The following is a 19,797-nucleotide window of genomic DNA, read 5'->3' as shown; positions in this document are numbered from 1 at the left end:
CCTTGTTGCACTCATTGCATAAGTATTATTCAAGTTTTTGATTTGATCTTATTTAACAAAAGTGTGTTCAAAGAGTCTGCAACGATTAAACCATCGTCTAATAATTGCGCTCTATCTGCCATATTAACATTCTCTGCTCTATGTGCAACAACAAGTTTAGTAAAATAATAACCTTGATTATCTACTAAATATGAGATAGCACCTACCTCTATCATTTTTTGTTTAGGTAATATTGTTGTCCATATTATTCTGGCGATACCCAGCCGTTGGCTGAATGAAGACGGATACAATTATAATAGATTTCAATATATTCAAATAGTGTTTTATTAGCTAACTTTCTCTGTAACTTAAGATGAGTACATTCTTAGCGAAGTAACGACAAAACAAGACTTGCTTTAATATATTATACACTAAATGACGGCCTATATGATGACTTGTTTGTCTAGCAACCACTTTTCGCCCAAATAAATCAATAATCACCGACAGATATAACTAACCATTACCTGTTTTAATATAAGTGATATCGGTTTACCAATGTCGTTTTCTGCTTATCAGGGTTAAATAGCCTATCTAGCGTGTTAGAGAAGATATGATGATATATACCCGAATTTCTTTTACACTTCCTCCTGCAAAACACACTTATCGTCTTTTTTTATATTAAACAGCATTAACAAAAAAGGCAGCTATATTTAAAGCTACCTTAAAGGTTATAAACAAGAATTAAATTTGCTTAAATGATTAAAAATTAATTTCAGTGCCCACAAAATAACGCCTACCTTCCAAGGTTTTACCAAAATCATCATTAGTTACATTTTTATCAAATAGATTATAAACACCAGCATAAACCTTAGCTTGTTTATGTACTTGATAAGATGCACCGATATCCCAGAAAGTGTAGCCTGGGTATTCAACTTTTGTACCATTGCGGTTGTTTGATGATTCCATGCCATAATAAGCCATTTTAGCCCATAAATCCCATTGTTGGGTGACATACCAATCTAATTGAGTATTGAATTTTTGTTTAGGGGTTCGATTTAAAGATCGTCCTTTAAATTGCCCACTTTTTTGTTCTGTTTTTGTCCAAGAATAGTTAGATGTTAATAGGAAATCAGTAAATAAAGGCGTTTTAAATGAAAATTCAAAGCCTTTAAGATCAGCTTTGCCAACATTTTCACGGCCTTGTATAAAGTCAAACTTTTTACTATAACCATTCAACAAGCACTTGCTTCCTTTTTTACGATTACAAATATAATATGATTGAATTTTGTCTTTATATTTTGTGTAAAATGCAGTTGCAGAGGCATCAATACCATAATCATTGGTATAACCTATACCAATTTCGAAATTATTTGTTTTTTCTGGTTTTAAATCTGGATTTCCAATGATTACACCATCAGAATATCCACCACCAGTAACTTGCCCCCAATCCGTCACCACATAACGTAATTGTGGTGTAGCATAACCAGTAGAATAACCGCCTTTTAACGTAAAGTTATCATCAATATTCCACACACTGTAAACTCTTGGGTTCCAGTTGCTACCATAATTTTCATCTTTGTTATAACGTAATCCTAATGTTAAACTCCAATTTTCTAAAATACGTAACTCATCTTCTCCAAATAACGCATAATTCCAACGATCAATTTTAGATAATGTCGTTTTTAGTTGATTTCCTTCGTCATGCAACTCTTGATAATTATATTTTCCGCCTAAAGTCAGCATGTTAATACTAAAAGGAATAGTAACACGTGTATCTACATCCGTATTACGAATTTTCATGTTCCTTTTTGGGTTATTATTTCCTTCATAAGAGACAAATGAAGTTGTAGAAACATCACCAAACAAACCATTATGTGTTAAAGCAAACGTATTTCGTCTATTATCTCTATTAAAATCACTTCTAGATTTATCTCTTGTTTTTCCTGCAGTTGCATTACTATTTTGTAAAGCTCGGCCAAAATCGAGATCAAATTTTTGTGTGTCTGTAGCATTTAAAGATAATTTACCATTTAAACTACGTAATTTTTGTCCTGCATGGCCAGCAAGAAATTTATCTTCATGGCGATTTGAATACTGCCCATAAAGTTGTATACCTAAAACGTCACCAATAATCGGTCCCATGGTCGAAAAACTGCCAGTATATGTATCTTTTTCTTTTGAACGATAAGGAATAACCGATTCTAAACGTATACCACTTTGCCATTTATTTGACACTTTTTTGGTAATAATATTAACAACCCCTCCCATCGCATCAGAACCATATAATGACGACATAGGGCCTCGCACAACCTCAATACGTTCAATTGCCGTTAATGGTGGTAACCATCCTTGTTCAAATCCTGAATTATCACTATTTGGTCTTGTTTCGCGGGTACTAACCTTTTTGCCATCTACTAATATTAGGGTATATTTGGCATCCATGCCTCGAATACTAATATCAGTAGAATCACCACCACCAGTAAGATTTACTCCAGGAATATCCTTCAACGCATCTGTGACATCACGATAAGGTTTTTTTTCAATTTCTTCTGGTGTAATTACCGAAATGGTAGCCGGCGCTTCTTTGACTTGTTGAGAAAACCCCGATGCAGTAACAACCATGGTGTCAGTATCCGAATTGCTAGACGCTATCGCAGCGCTTGATAATGACAACAAAATGCCCGTATTGATGACATGTTTTGCCAATTTAAACTTCTTTTTTGTTTCCATTTATTATAACCCCATTATTTATAATGATATTTATCGTTTTAAATTTTATAGCACATTACACTATATGAGAATGATTATCAATATCTTTAAAAATTATTTAGTGCTGGACTTTTTTATTTTTACAAATAATAATGATTATCATTTGTAAATAACATGAGAGAATCAATATGAACAATAAGAAAAAGTTACTTTTGAGTAGTATTGCCGTCATTGTGCTAGGCTTAACAGGATGCCAATCATCAACCATGAATATAACGGCGGATAATCAAACCGTGGTCGTACCCAAAACGCCTAAAAAAGTGGTGGTAATGAATTATGGCGCATTAGATACGTTAGATGCATTAGGTAAAGGTTCAATAGTTGCAGCTACCCCACTGTCAGTTATCCCATCTTACTTGCAACAATATAATAACGCATCAATTGCAGATACGGGCAATATGAAAGAACCCAATATTGAAACTATCAAGCAGGTTAAGCCTGATTTGATCGTTATTGATGGTCGTCAGGCAAGTAAAGCCGAAAATTTATCAAAAATTGCCCCGGTTATTAATTTAAGTGTTGATGCTAAAAATTACGTTGAATCAACCAAAAATCATATTCAAGTGCTAGCAAAAATTACAGAAACCGAAAGCAAAGCGGATAATATTATTCAAGCATTAGATAAAAAAATTCAAAGTGCACAAGCCTTGGCTCAAGCCAGTGCTAAAAAGGCTATTGTTGCTATTCATAATGATGGAAAGATGATTCTTATCAATTCAAGCTCAAGTGCTGCATTGATTCACGATGTACTAGACGTTAAACGAGCGGTACCACTCACCGTTATGCCTGCAAATAACTTAATAGGTAAACCAAAACCAATTTTTATTGATGATAATTACATTAAATCGGTAAAACCTGATATTATTTTTGTTGTTGATCGTAGCAAAGCAATCGGCAATCAAGGTATGGCTGAGCACTTTTTTTCACAAAAAGTATTAAACAAAAGCAAAACACAGGTTGTTTATTTAACTCCTGATCTTTGGTATTTGTCGGGTGGTGGTGCTGAAAGCATAAATCGTCAAATAGACGAAGTCACTAATGCATTAAAATAGTATCAGCTTAGTTAATAAGTTTATCTTCCTATTTTTTTGAAAGCCTTTATTGCAAATAAAGGCTTTATTTTATGTTGTTCAACAACATTCAACCAATAAGCCTTTTTATTCAAATTTATTAGTTATATCCTAGGTCATTGCTGACATCTAACAGCTACGTTAAAACATTATTTATATAAATTTCAAATTATAAAATCGATGTATCAACTATAATGAAATGTGATAAAATGGTGACTTCATTTTGATTTGTAAATAACAATTAACAAATATAGTTTATTGAATTCTCAAACATTACCTCATTAAATATAAAACACTATTATAAATACTATGAATATGTCACCCCCTACAATTGGATTTGTGAGCCTTGGCTGTCCTAAAAACTTAGTTGATTCTGAACGAATTTTAACCGAACTGCGCACGCAGGGATATCAAGTGGTATCTAGCTATGACAATGCCGATTTGGTTATTGTTAATACTTGTGGATTTATTGACAGTGCCGTGCAAGAATCGCTAGAAGCAATTGGCGAAGCTCTTAATGAAAACGGCAAAGTCATTGTCACTGGTTGTCTTGGTGCCAAAGAAGATCAAATTAGAACTGTTCATCCAAAAGTTCTTGAAATATCAGGTCCACATAGCTATGAAGCAGTTTTAAGCCATGTGAATAAATATGCCCCTAAACCCGAGTATAATCCTTTTACTAGTTTAGTTCCAAGTCAAGGGGTTAAATTAACACCAAAACATTATGCTTATCTTAAAATTTCGGAAGGCTGTAATCATCGCTGTACATTTTGTATTATTCCTTCTTTGCGTGGTGATATGGTTAGCCGACCAATCGGCAATGTTTTAGATGAAGCAAAACGACTAGCCGACAGTGGCGTTAAAGAATTATTGGTTATTGCTCAAGATACTTCAGCTTATGGTATCGATGTCAAAAACCGCACTAATTTTTGGAATGGGACACCATTAAAAACCGATATCCAAACCCTTTGCGAACAATTAGCTAACTTAGGCATTTGGGTCAGATTGCATTATATGTACCCTTACCCTAGTGTTGATAATCTTATTCCATTAATGGCTGATGGTAAAATCTTGCCTTATTTAGATGTGCCATTACAGCATGCAAGTCCTGCAGTTTTAAAATCAATGAAACGACCTGGAACCATTGAAAGAACCTTAGAACGTATCCATAAATGGCGAGAAATCTGTCCTGATATTACGTTACGTTCAACCTTTATTGTTGGTTATCCCGGCGAAACAGATCAAGATTTTGAATTACTGTTGGATTTTTTATCGCAAGCGCAATTAGATCGTGTTGGCTGCTTTCCATACAGTCCTATAGAAGGTGCTGAAGCCAATAAACTTGCCGATCAAATTCCTGAAGCAATAAAACAAGAACGTTTTGATCGTTTTATGCAATTACAGCAAAAAATCTCAACGCAAAAGTTACAAGCTAAAATAGGCAAAACTTTAGCTGTTATTATTGACGAAGTTGATGAAGAAGGCGCAATTGGTCGTAGTATGGCTGATGCCCCAGAAATTGATGGCGTTGTTTATTTAAACGAAGAAAACCAAGTCAAAGTCGGTGATATTGTTCAGGTTAACATTGAGCATTCCGATGAGTACGACCTATGGGGAACGGTTAAACGTTAATTAACACCATGAAACAACATTATAAACACGAAGTAAAAAATCTGGTTAAATTGGCAGTTCCGGTGCTAATTGCGCAAGTATCGCAAACCGCAATCACTTTTGTCGATACCATTATGGCAGGAAATTATAGTAAAACCGCCCTGTCTGGAGTGGCTATTGCGGTTTCAATTTGGTTACCAACAATTTTATTTGGTCAAGGATTACTAACCGTTTTAACCCCCATTATTTCAAATTTAAACGGCGCAGCTAAACGGGATCAAGTCGCTGGGCACACGAGACAAGGCGTGGTGATTGCGCTGTTTTTATCTGTCATTATGATGTTAATTTTGTATCATTCTGACAAAATAATCAGTTTAAGAAGTTCAGCAGATCACCCAATTGATCCTGAAATGTTTGAGGTGGCTGTGTCATTTTTACGGGCGATTATGTGGGGAGTACCGGCATTTTTATTATTCTTAGTTTATCGTAATCAATGCGAGGGGTTATCTAATACCAAACCTGCGATGGTTATTATATTTACTGCCCTACTTGCCAATATTCCGATAAACTACATATTAATTTATGGAAAATTAGGTCTTCCTGCTTTTGGTGGTGTCGGTTGTGGTATTACTGCATCCATTATATTTTGGTTGATGTTTATTTTAATTCGCATATACACATTAACTTCCCCAAGCCAACGCGATATTCGACAAACGCCAATCACCAAGTTGGTTGATTTTGCAATAATCAAAAAAGTGATTCTATTAGGTACACCACTGGCGCTAGCTTATTTTTTTGAAATGAGCCTATTTGCGGTGATCGCTTTATTAATTGCACCACTAGGACCAATAACCGTTGCTGCTCACCAAATTATATTCACCATCAGCAGTTTAACCTTCGCCATACCGCTATCTCTTGGTGTTGCAACTAGTATTCGTGTTGGTTATTTACTGGGTAACAACAAGCCAGAATTAGCTAAGCAAACCGCTTATATCAGTTTGGCTATATCCTTTGCTTTAGCTATTATTGTCGCCTTTATTTTAGTTATTTTTAAAACGCCAATAATTACGCTATTTACCAGTGAAGCAACCGTTATTGCTATTTGTTTACAGCTTATTATCTTATTAGCTATCTATCAAGCATCTGACTATTTGCAAGTGGTGGCAAGTAATGTACTTCGTGGTTACAAAGATACCCAAAGCATCTTTTTTATCACGCTCATTTCATATTGGGTTGTGGGATTGCCTGTTGGTTACATACTAGGATTGACCGATTTTATTACTGAGCCAATGGGAGCTGCAGGTTTTTGGATAGGAATTATTTTAGGACTTGCTGTAGCAGCATTTTTATTAATAGCTAGAATGATCTATATACAAAAACAACCAACGGCGGTAATTTTAAAACGAGCTTCTCGATAATAAAATTTTTAATCTAAATTTCATACAAAATATTTTAGATTAAAAAATCAATCACAACATAAGTGTTAGGTGTACTTCAATTGCGGCTAACACTTTTTATATATGATTTTATAATCAAAGTATTACCTTTTGTATTACATTCTCATGTTTGGTCAAATAACGAAAAAAGCCATCAATAATTCAATATTAATGGCTTTATTTGATTCAAAAATTAGCTATTTTAATAAGCTATTTGCCTGAGCAATAACATTTTCAACAGTAAAGCCGAATGCTTTAAATAGTTGATCAGCTGGACCTGACTCACCAAAGCTTGTCATGCCAACGACTTTGCCATTAAGACCAACATATTTATACCAGTAATCACTAATACCAGCTTCAATAGCTAGACGAGCTGTCACTGATGATGGCAATACTGACTCTCTATATGTGCTATCTTGTTTATCAAACGCATCAGTTGATGGCATTGACACAACTCGCACTTTTTTACCTGCTTGTGTGAGTTGATGATAAGCTTCAACTGCAAGTTCTACTTCTGAACCAGTAGCAATAATTATCAACTCTGGAGTACCAGTACAATCATTTAAGATATAACCGCCTCGATAGACATTGGCTAATTGTTCAGCAGTACGTTCTTGTTGTTTTAAATTCTGTCTTGAGAAGATTAATGCAGTTGGACCATCTTTGCGCTCAATACCATACTGCCAAGCAATAGCTGATTCTACTTGGTCACATGGGCGCCAAGTACTCACATTTGGCGTAACTCGTAAGCTTGCCATTTGCTCAACGGGTTGATGCGTTGGTCCGTCTTCACCCAAACCGATTGAATCATGAGTATAGACAAATAAAGAACGGATTTTCATTAGCGCAGCCATACGAATAGCATTGCGTGCGTACTCCATAAACATTAAGAATGTTGCACCATAAGGAATAAATCCGCCATGTAAGGCAATACCGTTCATGATTGCTGACATACCAAACTCACGCACACCATAATGGATATAGTTACCATCAGCATTAGCTAAAATTTCTTTAGAGCCTGACCACATTGTTAAATTACTTGGTGCTAAATCAGCCGAACCACCTAAAAATTCAGGTAAAGCTGGCGCAAATGCTTCGATAGCATTTTGAGATGCTTTACGAGTTGCAATAGTTGCTGGATTTGCTTGTAGTTTATTCACTACATCGTTAGTGATTTGAGTCCAATTTGCTGGCAAATCACCATTAACACGACGCTTGAATTCTTTAGCTAATTCAGGATAGGCCTTAGCATAAGCATCAAAACGAGCATTCCATTCATCTTCGCGCTGTTTGCCTTTTGCTTTGGCATCCCAAGCATCATAATAATCTTTAGGAATATCAAACGCTGGGTGATTCCAACCTAATGCTTTACGAGTTGCTTCGATTTCGGCATCGCCTAATGGTGCGCCGTGGCTTTCATGACTGCCTGCTTTATTTGGTGAACCAAAACCAATTACCGTTTTACACATTAGTAGTGATGGTTTATCACTTACTGCTTGCGCTTGTTCAATCGCTTGTTTTAAGGCTTTAGCGTCATGCCCATCAATACCACGAATAACATGCCAACCATAAGATTCAAAACGTTTTGCGGTATCATCGGTAAACCAACCTTCTACCTCACCGTCGATTGAAATTCCATTATCGTCATAAAATGCGATGAGTTTACCTAATTTTAAGGTACCCGCTAAAGAACACACTTCGTGCGATATTCCTTCCATCATACAACCATCGCCCATAAACACATAAGTATGGTGATCAACAATTGTATGACCTGCTTTATTAAATTGTGCCGCTAACGTTCTTTCTGCAATTGCCATACCAACAGCATTGGCAATGCCTTGGCCTAACGGTCCCGTTGTAGTTTCAACACCAGGTACATGACCATATTCAGGATGACCTGCGGTTTTTGAATGCAACTGACGAAAGTTTTTCAAATCATCAATAGTCACGTTATAACCAGTTAAATGTAACAAGCTATAAATCAACATAGAAGCATGACCATTTGATAACACAAAACGGTCGCGATCGGCCCATTTAGGATTGTTCGGATTATGTTTTAGAAAGCTACGCCAAAGCACTTCGGCCATATCCGCCATACCCATAGGTGCACCAGGATGGCCTGATTTCGCTTTTTGCACGCCATCCATGCTTAATGCTCTTATCGCATTCGCCAATTCGCGGTGAGATAATGTGGTTGCATTCATGTTGTAATCTCCAAAAATTTTTTTGAGTTGAAAATTGTTTTATACAAGAGTGATATCACTTGCAAAAATCGTTAATCAAATTAACGAATAAAATATTGTAAAAATGAGGAGCTAGCTCCCCTATTGTATCCAATATAATTATAGTAGTGCGCCAATCATATCTTCTAATTTGCCTTGATCAACGGCAAAAGCACGAATCCCTTCGGCTAATTTTTCAACTGCCATAGCATCGCTATTATGTTGCCATCTAAATTCGGCTTCAGTCATTGGCGCAGGACGAGCTACTACAGTTTGATTAGGATTGAGCTTTTGTACCATAGGCGCATTTGATTGTTGCATTTCGGCTAATAGATTAGGCGAAATAGTTAATCTATCACAACCTGCTAATGCTAAAATTTGATCGACTTTACGAAAGCTTGCCCCCATCACAATGGTTTTATAGCCGTGTTGTTTGTAATAGTTAAAGATATTACGAACTGAAACAACACCTGGATCTTCATCAGCGACATAAGGATCGATTGGTTTTTTAGCTTGATACCAATCATAGATTCGCCCCACAAAAGGCGAAATTAGAAAAGCATTTACTTCGGCACAAGCTCGTGCTTGTGCAAATGAAAATAGTAAAGTTAAATTACAGTTGATCCCTTCTTTTTCTAGCACTTGAGCCGCTTTAATGCCTTCCCAAGTTGACGCAATTTTAATTAAGATCCGAGACTTATCGATACCCTTTTCTTTATAAAGTTCAATAATACGGCGTGCTTTATCAATACAACCTTGTTTATCAAAGGACAAACGTGCATCCACTTCGGTCGAAATACGTCCTGGAACGATTTTTAAAATCTCGGCACCAATATTAACTGCAACCTGATCACACGCATTAACTAACTGCTGCTTTTTACTACCGCCTAATTTTTTAGCGGTTTGCACTGCAGAATCAATTAAATAACGATATTGAGGTAGTTGCGCTGCTTTCAAAACGAGGGACGGATTGGTTGTTGCATCTTCAGGAGAAAACTGCTTAATCGAATCGATATCACCAGTATCGGCCACAATCACGGTTAATTTCTTAAATTCATCTAATTGACTCATACTTTTTATCCTCATACAGCGTGTTATTATAATGAAAGTATAATAACATTTATTCAATAATAAAACGACTTTGTCATTGGATGAGGATGCATCTTGGTGATGGGCGAAAAAACACCGTAAAATATAAACAAAAAAGGTAGAATCAGGCTTTACCGTAACATTATTACTCATTAATATTAGTCATGTTTGCTATTTTTAGCGTATAAATAAATTCAATTATGTGAATTAAATCACAAAATCAAATTAGGATTAATTTGCATTAATCGATCTTTAAATCTACAAAACGATTAACAAAAAAATTTGCAGATTTAAAAATTCGCTAAACCATAATTTAACTGATTAAGCCCAAATATATTCAAGTTGACTGTTTAAACCACAACTGGCACAAGAACTGCACTGGTTGGTTTGGCAAGGCAATGGCTGATCTTGTGCTATCAATTTTATCACGCCTTTTTTGACCCAAAACCGCAACATCTGCTCAGTAGCACTTTCAGGTAAGTGAAAGTGTCTGGCAATATCTTTCAATGGTGCACGACCTTTTAATTGTACATAATCACGAATTGATGTTATCAACATAACCATTACTAAAGTTGCAGGGCGATCCCTGCATACTTTTCCTCTATTCATATTTTACAAATTAGCCAGCCATTTATTTACTGACAACACGAAGATTTTTTGCAGTGGGATATATTTGGCTCTGTTGGTTGATTAAAAGGCAAATATCGCACTAAAGTACGCATAAACAGTACCACTACAACAATAAAAACACTGCACCCAATCAGCCACCAAACGGCGACTGAAGAATGCCCAAGCAACGTAAATTGGTAATAAATAGTTGCCGTAAGCCACGCAACGGTAAACGTCCAAATGCCTACAAACGCCATCCATCGAAAACCTGCTTCACGATATACCGTACCTAATGCTGCTGCGCAAGGTGTATAGAGTAAAATAAAAATTAAATAAGCCATTGCAGCTGCAGACGTACCAAATGAGGTTTTAATTTTTAATACAGCGGTTGAACCCACCTCTAAATCAGATTGCAATGCATCAATATCATCATTAACACTAGATAAGCCAAGCGGATCTAACAGCGCATCTGATAAATCAGCTAAATTCTTAGGAATCGTTGCCAATGCATCTACAATCCCTTGCGACAAGTCAAACGACTTAGTTGCTTGCTCATTGTCATCGTCATCGCCCATCGAATAAAGCGAATTAAGCGTTGCAATCACCGACTCCTTAGCGAAAATACCCGTAAAAATTCCCACCGTTGCGGGCCAATTATCGTGTTTAATCCCCATTGGTGCAAATGCTGGAGTGATTGTTTGGCTAACAACAGAAAGCATAGAATCCTGCGAGCTTTCGTGTCTAAACGAACCATCACTCCTCCATGAATTAAGCACACTTAATATTGTTACCATCAGCACAATGGCTTTACCTGCTTTAAAAAGAAACGACTTTAAACGCTGCCAAGTCAAACTAATTAGACTACTTAAAGTCGGAATACGATACACTGGCATTTCCATAATAAACGGTGTTAATGAACCTTTTAATAGCGTAAATTTAAGTATAAATCCGGTTATCATTGCCACAACTACACCAAGCAAATATAAGGCAAACACCACTATAGAAGCATTTTTAGGAAAAAATATCACGGCGAATAAAGCATACACCGGCAATCTTGCTCCACATGACATAAAAGGAATCATACAAATTGACATAATACGATCACGTGTACTTTCTAACGTTCGCGTGCCCATAATGGCTGGCACACCACAACCGAAACCCACTAACATTGGCACAAATGCTTTTCCCGGCAAACCAATGCAACGCATCAGCCGATCTATTACCATTGCTGCTCGCGCCAAATAACCAGAATCTTCCAAAAAAGACAAACAAAAAAACATCGCTCCAATGACAGGAATAAAAGTTGAAACAGTTTGAATGCCACGGCCAATCCCATTAGCTAAAATAACCGTAAGCCAATTCGGTGCATTGATAACATGAAGTAACTGCGTTGAGCCATCGACAAAAATAGTACCAAACAGCACATCAAAAAAATCAATAAACACAGCCCCAAAATTAATTGCTAGCATAAACATGGCATACATTGCGAGTAAAAAGAACGGAATACCAGTAATACGCCCTAAGGTGATATTATCCAATATGTCTGAAAATCGACGACTAAGTTCACGTGGTTTATCAATCACTTTCTTACAAATTGTATCAATCGTATCATAACGTGCACTAGCAAGCGCCACATCAATTTCATTATCACACCATTTTGCAAGCAATGAACGGCAGTTTGCAAACATCTCTTTTTCACTTTCGAGCAAGTTATAACGCGAATCATCTAATAACGCATCCATCAATTGCCAACGATTGAGTTGATGCACAACACTATCATCAGATAACTCACAAATACAACGATTAATCACCGCTTGCTGATCATCGCCAAGCAAATCAATCGACGGATGAGCAGCTTGTGGTGTAATTACCATATTTTCGATTTGTTGAGAAAAATACGATAGACCCAATTTTTTGGTTGATGATATTGCTACTACAGGACAACCTAACAGTGTTGACAACATATCAACATTAATCTGCTCACCCATTGCTTTAATTGCATCCATCATATTTAATACAACAATCATTGGCACTTGTAAATCAATTAACTGACAAGTTAAATACAAACTACGTTGCAAATTAGTTGCATCAATAATATTAATAATAACACTATCACTATCAGACAACACAAACTGACGTGCGATAAGCTCATCTTGAGAAACGCTAAGTGGATCTGGTTCAATCGAATATGTACCAGGTAAATCGATAACTTCATATTGTGCATGATGATAAGTGAAAACACCTGCTTTACGTTCAACAGTCACTCCAGGCCAATTTCCCACACGTTGCTTTGAGCCAGTTAATAAATTAAATAGCGTCGTTTTACCACAATTAGGGTTACCAATTAATGCTATCTTCATTCGCTTACCTCCATAACTTCAATGGCTTGTGCTTCTTTACGACGCAAACAAAGCAAAAATCCACGCATTTTAATTTCAATCGGATCACCAAGTGGTGCAACTCGTAGAGCCAGGACCTTACATCCTGGCGTAATACCCATTGCAAGTAACTTTCGACGAAAAGGCAACGATTCGGGTAACAATCTAGTAATAACCGCTTCGTGACCTAAAGGTAATTGGTTAAGAGTAAAAGATGACATTATGTTTCCTAAAAAATGACGGCAGTACTGATAAAAGTAATTATATTAAACATGTATATTTTAAAAAAATATCAAAGTTATTTTTAGTATAAAAATGCGAATTATTCTCAACAAGAATAAATAAACAGTAAAAAAATAGTAAATATAATTAGACAATAAAAAATACAAATTCAAACGCTCGCTGTGTCGTTTTTCTAAATAGGTAAAATAAATAATCGCGACAAACTTTAGTTAGTGTAATAAATTGATTTTTTCATATAAAATCTATTCAATTAATAATATGGTTTAATTTAATTTAATTTTATTTTAAAAAAACATTTTGTATGCGTTAAGAAATAAAAAACTCATTCAACCTATTAGAAAACAAGGCCGAATCGATATCAATATCGTACATCTCTTCTTTTTGAATGTATTGGTAATTTAATTTTCATTGTGGTTATTTTAATAGTTATAGACATTTTTAAATGGTTTTACTATGATGAAATGTATGAAAAAAATATTTTTAATAGGTTTCCTGTTAATAGTTTCCCTGTTAGGGGGATATTTGTTACTGACCCCTTGTACTGATAAAAGAGTCAGAATAATTGTTCATAAATTAATAAACAACTCAGATAACAATAAGTTTTTACACGTAAGTTTACAGCTTGATGATTTTTATAATCCTTTTATAACTAACGTAGAGAATGAAAATTTAATAAAAAGCTTTCCACAAAAAATATAAAAATCATAGCTCAATACAAGCCTATAATAGATAAAACAGACGATATAATAAAAATAACAACAGAAAAACAATACCATACAATTATGTTGTGGGAAATAAACGAGACAGTATATAACAAGATAAATCAAATTGCATTTGCAACAAATATACATGTTAATAAAACTAATCAGATCATAAATTTTAATATTCCCAAACCAATTAAGAACTCAAATCAACAGTATGTTTTGAAAGGTATTTATCTTTATTACCCAGATTTTCACTCATCTAAAAGTTATTATTTTCCTAAAATAGATACAGTTAAATATATTCCTATTTTTTATAATAAAATCGATATAAATAAACTAACAGGTTATAAAGATAGATAGATAGATTTATTTACGTTGAACCTTTAAAACTTGATATTGAAACAGATAGGTTTGTTGACTCTTCTTCTAAAAAACTGTTAGTCAAAAACAGAGTTTTCAAAACAAGTGTCTGGTTTAAAAATGATAATTTTTTAGAAAAAAAACGCTAAGTGAGGAGGGAAAAACTGATCTTTTTGATCAACTCACTGTAAAAAAATCTAAATATTATAATAAGATAACCATTCAAGACTCGATGCTAAACTGGGCTAATATTGATGATACATCTGGTTCTTATTATAAAGGTAAAACATTTGAAATTTTAGAACTGAAAGGGAGTCTGTCAACATATGGTAGCTGTGAGAAATGGGTAAAACAAGATGAAAAATTAATACATATAACACATGATTTTTTGTCTATTTCATGTCTATATTTTTCCCTTCTACAAAATGTTAAAAAATAATTTTTTAAAAATTATGATCAACTTAATTATGTTTTTCAACTAGATAGGCTACATTAATTAATACCAGTTTTATAAGGTCATTGGTTAGTTTTGTTTTTTATGTATATTCATTACAGTAGTTTCTCAAATTACTTTAAACAACACGAGTAATTCCTACAATTTAACAATTCAAAAGATAAAAAATAAAAGTTTAAGGATTTTATGTAGCGATAAAAAAACATCAAAGATGGTACACCGTTTTAAAACTAGAAGTTTGAAATAAAATGATTTATGATAATAAATAGTGACAAAATTAAGTGTCACTTATAATAAAAATACACAAATACAGGATGAGGATATATTTTATGAAATTATGTAGGACAAAAAGAATTCTTCCCTTAATTTTACTGTTATTGGTTTATACATTTATCTGCACTGTCTTGTCTTATTACTATAGTAATAGTATTTATAGTATGTCTGCCAAATCTATTTTAGGAAATGTTTTTTTCTATATATCAACAATGACAACTTTATTTTTTATCATAATAATACATAATTGTATTTGTAGCAGTCATAAGCTTATTGTTGCCTTTGGCTTTTCATTATTATTCCTTTTTTTATCCGAAATCAACTATTTCATTTTTTATGGCGAAATGATATCAGACGGAGTACTCGATTCCATTGTCGAAACAAATTCTTACGAAGCCTTATCAATGTCTAAACAAGTTTTAATCATAACTGGTCCTGCATTTATTGTGGCTTTTCTTATTTTATTTATTCTTAAAAAACTTGTTCGTATTAAATTCAGACTTTTTATTCCCATAAGCATTTATCTATTTACGTTGCTCGCCCTTATTCATTTTCTAGTAAATTACACAGCATTAAGGCATGATTTTAAGCAAGGCTTCTATAAATCTGCTGCTAGCGTAATTCGTAACTTTTATCCTGCTGTAGTTGCTAATTTATCCTATATTTTGCTTAGTTATACTACAACAGATATCTATTCAGATACCCATGAAATTGAAAAATTTAATGAAGCTGTTCTTTTACCACCTAATAAACCTGATAACGATCTGATCATATTTATCATGGGCGAATCTTCTTTCGTAAACCGCTATAGCACATATGGTTATCATAAACATACTACGCCTTTTATGACCAATATTTTTAGTCAAAATGGAGGATGTATTATACCAAATAGCCACTCAGTTGCAGCCTTCACTCGGGATTCTATACCAATGACACTTTCATTCAATGTACCCGAAAGCGATAATAACTTATTCAATAATAAATCGATTATTGAAATGGCTAAGTTTAATCATTACAAAACCTATTGGTTAGCATCAGCTGCGCAACAAATTCAAGGTACATTTAATACTAAATTTGGTTTTATTGCACATAAAAACGATGTTATTTCTTTTTCTGATACCACTCTTGATATCAGTTTAAGCCAGCTATTAGAAGAAACTCTTCAAAAAGATAATTCGTCTAAAAAATTTATTTTGGTTCATTTGCATGGTAGTCATAAACCTTATAACAATTATGATGAAGTAGATAAACAAGCTTTACCTGATGCCGAAGAATATGATCTAACTATTCATCACACCGACCGTACAATCAAATCATTATATGATGTTATCAATAAATATAGTAACAACTATACCATTATTTACACTTCGGATCATGGCGAAATTGTGAATGTTGGGCATGGTATAGGTGACAACGTTGACCAATTTCTAATCCCTTTTATGTTTATATCAACCAATCAGCGATATAATTGCCAATTTATTGAATCATTTCGTGGACCAAATGGTTATTTAAGTGGGCTTATGAATAAATATATTCTTTCTAATCTTTTAGGGTATGAGATTGATCCGGCTATCCTTGACAAAGAAAAAAATAATGATCGAGTTTTTATGCCAAACAGTAGTGTCATGCCTTTTTCAAAATTACTTAACAAGCATTAATTTATTGCTTACTATATGTTGAGTAATTGATAGGAATCTATTATAGATTTTATACAACAATATTATAAGGGGGCGCATAAAATGTCCCCGTTTTGCCATTACATACTAGCCTATATTTTAAATTATTAAAGACATAACCTAAAAAAATTAATAGAAAAAAACATAATTATAGAGAAATGTTATAAATAATTTGTTTAAATTTGAATAAATAATATTCTTTATAATCAATTGTGATTATTTAATTTATCTCAATAAGAAATCAATATTTTACCTCATATATCGTTTGTAAAACGAATCAATAACCAATACAATTAGCAGCATATTTTTATTAGTAATAATAGATAGGACATTAACTCGTCATGCAAGAACAATATCGCCCAGATGAAATAGAAGCCATAGTACAAAAACATTGGCAAGAAAATAAAACCTTTCACGCTACTGAAGACTCGTCAAAAGAAAAATATTACTGCTTATCGATGCTACCTTACCCTTCTGGGCGTTTGCATCTTGGTCATGTTCGTAACTACACCATTGGTGATACCATTTCACGTTACCAACGTTTAAATGGTAAAAATGTACTACAGCCAATCGGTTGGGATGCGTTTGGTTTGCCTGCTGAAGGTGCTGCAATTAAAAACAATACTGCACCTGCAAAATGGACCTATGAAAATATTGCTTATATGAAAAAGCAATTACAACTTTTAGGATTTGGTTATGATTGGGATCGTGAAATTACTACTTGTCGTCCTGAATATTATAAATGGGAACAATGGTTTTTTACTAAGTTATACGAAAAAGGCTTAGTTTATAAAAAAACATCGGCAGTTAACTGGTGCCCAAATGATCAGACCGTACTTGCTAATGAGCAAGTGGTTGAAGGTTGTTGTTGGCGTTGTAGTACCCCTGTTGAGCGAAAAGAAATTCCACAATGGTTTATTAAAATTACCGAATATGCCGAAGAACTACTTAATGATTTGGATACGCTTGAAAGCTGGCCAGAGCAAGTTAAAACCATGCAACGTAACTGGATTGGTCGTTCTGAAGGGGTTGAGTTTGATTTTGCTGTTGAAAATTATTCTGATAAGTTACGCGTTTATACAACTCGTCCTGATACATTAATGGGCGTTAGCTTTGTCTCTATTGCCGCAGAGCATCCTCTTGCACAATTAGCAGCTCAAAACGATCCTAAAATTGCTGAATTTATTGCTGAATGCAAAAATACCAAAACAGCCGAAGCTGATATGGCAACCATGGAAAAGAAAGGTATTGCCACAAGCTTTTATGCTATTCATCCTTTAACAGGTAAAAAAGTCCCTGTTTGGATTGCTAATTTTGTGTTAATTGAATATGGTACAGGTGCAGTAATGGCTGTACCAAGTCACGATGAACGCGATTATGAATTTGCTTCTAAATATCACTTACCAATCAATCCTGTTATTTTAACTCAAGACGGTAACGCACCAGATCTTTCTGAAAAAGCATATACTGAGCATGGCAAGTTATTTAATTCAGGCGAATTTGATGGTCTTGATTTTGATCAAGCATTTAATGCTGTTGCTGATAAGTTAATTGCATTAGGTATTGGTAAACGTAAAGTTAATTACCGTTTACGTGATTGGGGTGTTTCGCGTCAACGTTATTGGGGTGCACCAATCCCAATGGTGACGCTTGAAGATGGTACAACCATACCAACACCAGAAGACCAATTACCAGTTATTTTACCTGAAAATATTGAAATGAATGGTATTACCAGTCCAATTAAGGCAGATTCTAACTGGGCTAAAACAACCGTTAACGGTCAACCTGCACTACGTGAAACCGATACGTTTGATACCTTTATGGAATCTTCTTGGTATTATGCTCGTTACACTTGTCCAAACTACGACAAAGGTATGTTAGACGAAAAGGCGGCAAATTACTGGTTACCTGTTGATCAGTATGTTGGTGGTATTGAACATGCCATTATGCATTTACTTTATTTTAGATTTTTCCATAAATTAATGCGTGATTTTGGTTTGGTATCCTCAGATGAGCCAGCAAAACGCCTACTTTGCCAAGGTATGGTATTAGCTGATGCATTTTATTATACTAGCCCAACAAATGAACGTATTTGGGTTTCGCCAACTGAAGTCACTATTGAACGTGATGATAAGGGCCGCATTGCTAAAGCTGTCGATAGTCATGGCAATGAGCTAGTTCATGCTGGTATGACAAAAATGTCAAAATCAAAAAATAATGGCATCGATCCACAAGAGATGGTTGAAAAATATGGTGCTGATACCGTTCGATTGTTTATGATGTTTGCTTCGCCTGCTGATATGACTCTAGAATGGCAAGAATCTGGCGTTGAGGGTGCAAACCGATTTATTAAACGTGTATGGCGTTTAGTTTATGAACATACCCAAAAAGGTGTAGCAGCAAAACTAGACGTTACAGCTCTAGATAGTGAACAAAAATCATTGCGTCGTGAATTACATAAAACCATAGCGAAAGTGAGTGATGATATTGGCCGCCGCCAAACATTTAATACTGCTATTGCCGCTGTGATGGAATTTATGAATCGCTTACAAAAAGCACCACAAGAAACTGGGCAAGATCGCGCTCTAATGAATGAAGCTTTAAATGCGATTGTTCGACTACTTTACCCTATGATGCCTCACGCTTGTTTTGTTATGTGGCAAGCTTTAGGTAACAACGAATCGATTGATAATACAACTTGGCCTGTTGCAGATCAATCGGCAATGGTTGAGGACGAAAAACTCATTGTTGTACAAATCAATGGCAAAGTCCGCGGTAAATTTATTGTACCTGCCGATGCCGATCAAGATTTTGTTGTATCACAAGCAAAACAAGAGCCTAACATCCAAAAATATTTGAATGATGTTGCTATCCGTAAAGTGATTTATGTACCGGGTAAATTATTAAATCTTGTTGTTGGTTAA

General features: G+C 34.7%; 11 protein-coding genes and 1 pseudogene. 5 read left to right on the top strand and 7 right to left on the bottom strand.

Annotated elements, in window-relative coordinates; genetic code table 11:
* Positions 1–408: 408 nt before the first annotated feature.
* A pseudogene (locus tag ACGH49_RS09225) lies at positions 409–528 on the bottom strand (IS3 family transposase); the annotation flags it as partial.
* Positions 529–738: 210 nt separating this feature from the next.
* Complete coding sequence (locus ACGH49_RS09220) at positions 739–2,709, bottom strand: TonB-dependent receptor domain-containing protein (protein ID WP_411589103.1); 1,971 nt, start codon at positions 2,707–2,709, stop codon at positions 739–741.
* A gap of 167 nt (positions 2,710–2,876) precedes the next feature.
* On the opposite strand from ACGH49_RS09220, the gene ACGH49_RS09215 reads away from it, so the two are divergent.
* The 3 genes from ACGH49_RS09215 to ACGH49_RS09205 all read left to right on the top strand — a co-directional run bounded on the left by ACGH49_RS09215 (position 2,877) and on the right by ACGH49_RS09205 (position 6,847).
* The gene (locus ACGH49_RS09215) at positions 2,877–3,800 is read left to right on the top strand and encodes a siderophore ABC transporter substrate-binding protein (protein WP_411589102.1); all 924 of its coding nucleotides are present in this window, start codon (positions 2,877–2,879) and stop codon (positions 3,798–3,800) included.
* A 333-nt stretch (positions 3,801–4,133) separates the two neighbouring features.
* Positions 4,134–5,450, top strand: coding sequence for a 30S ribosomal protein S12 methylthiotransferase RimO (gene rimO / locus ACGH49_RS09210; RefSeq protein ID WP_411589139.1), 1,317 nt, complete (start codon positions 4,134–4,136; stop codon positions 5,448–5,450).
* A gap of 8 nt (positions 5,451–5,458) precedes the next feature.
* Positions 5,459–6,847: an MATE family efflux transporter gene (locus ACGH49_RS09205; RefSeq protein ID WP_411589101.1), complete on the top strand. Its 1,389-nt coding sequence runs from the start codon at positions 5,459–5,461 to the stop codon at positions 6,845–6,847.
* A 215-nt stretch (positions 6,848–7,062) separates the two neighbouring features.
* Here the strand turns inward: ACGH49_RS09205 and tkt are convergent, their stop codons facing one another.
* From tkt to ACGH49_RS09180, 5 genes are all read right to left on the bottom strand, one after another.
* A complete protein-coding gene (gene tkt / locus ACGH49_RS09200; protein WP_411589100.1) occupies positions 7,063–9,069 on the bottom strand; it encodes a transketolase in 2,007 nt (668 codons plus the stop codon).
* Between the two features lie 138 nt (positions 9,070–9,207).
* On the bottom strand, positions 9,208–10,158 hold the full coding sequence (gene tal / locus ACGH49_RS09195; protein WP_411589099.1) for a transaldolase: 951 nt from the start codon (positions 10,156–10,158) through the stop codon (positions 9,208–9,210).
* Between the two features lie 339 nt (positions 10,159–10,497).
* Positions 10,498–10,785 (bottom strand): FeoC-like transcriptional regulator, encoded by a 288-nt coding sequence (locus tag ACGH49_RS09190; protein ID WP_411589098.1) that lies wholly within the window; start codon positions 10,783–10,785, stop codon positions 10,498–10,500.
* Positions 10,786–10,811: 26 nt separating this feature from the next.
* A complete protein-coding gene (gene feoB / locus ACGH49_RS09185; protein WP_411589097.1) occupies positions 10,812–13,145 on the bottom strand; it encodes a Fe(2+) transporter permease subunit FeoB in 2,334 nt (777 codons plus the stop codon).
* Entirely contained in the window at positions 13,142–13,384 is a 243-nt protein-coding gene (locus tag ACGH49_RS09180) for a FeoA family protein (RefSeq protein WP_411589096.1), read from the bottom strand. Before ACGH49_RS09180 ends, feoB begins: the two co-directional genes overlap by 4 nt.
* A gap of 2,157 nt (positions 13,385–15,541) precedes the next feature.
* Here ACGH49_RS09180 and ACGH49_RS09175 point away from each other — a divergent pair.
* Both ACGH49_RS09175 and leuS read left to right on the top strand, forming a co-directional pair.
* Positions 15,542–16,855 carry a sulfatase-like hydrolase/transferase gene (locus ACGH49_RS09175; protein ID WP_411589095.1) on the top strand — a complete coding sequence of 438 codons (1,314 nt, stop codon included), beginning with the start codon at positions 15,542–15,544 and terminating at the stop codon, positions 16,853–16,855.
* A 359-nt stretch (positions 16,856–17,214) separates the two neighbouring features.
* Positions 17,215–19,797, top strand: coding sequence for a leucine--tRNA ligase (leuS, locus tag ACGH49_RS09170; protein WP_411589094.1), 2,583 nt, complete (start codon positions 17,215–17,217; stop codon positions 19,795–19,797).

This window comes from Gilliamella sp. BG7 (genome assembly GCF_046635565.1).
GTDB classification, from domain to species: Bacteria; Pseudomonadota; Gammaproteobacteria; order Enterobacterales; family Orbaceae; genus Gilliamella; species Gilliamella apicola_P.
Note: the sequence above shows the minus strand (reverse complement) of the source record. Positions and strands in the feature narration are given on the sequence as shown.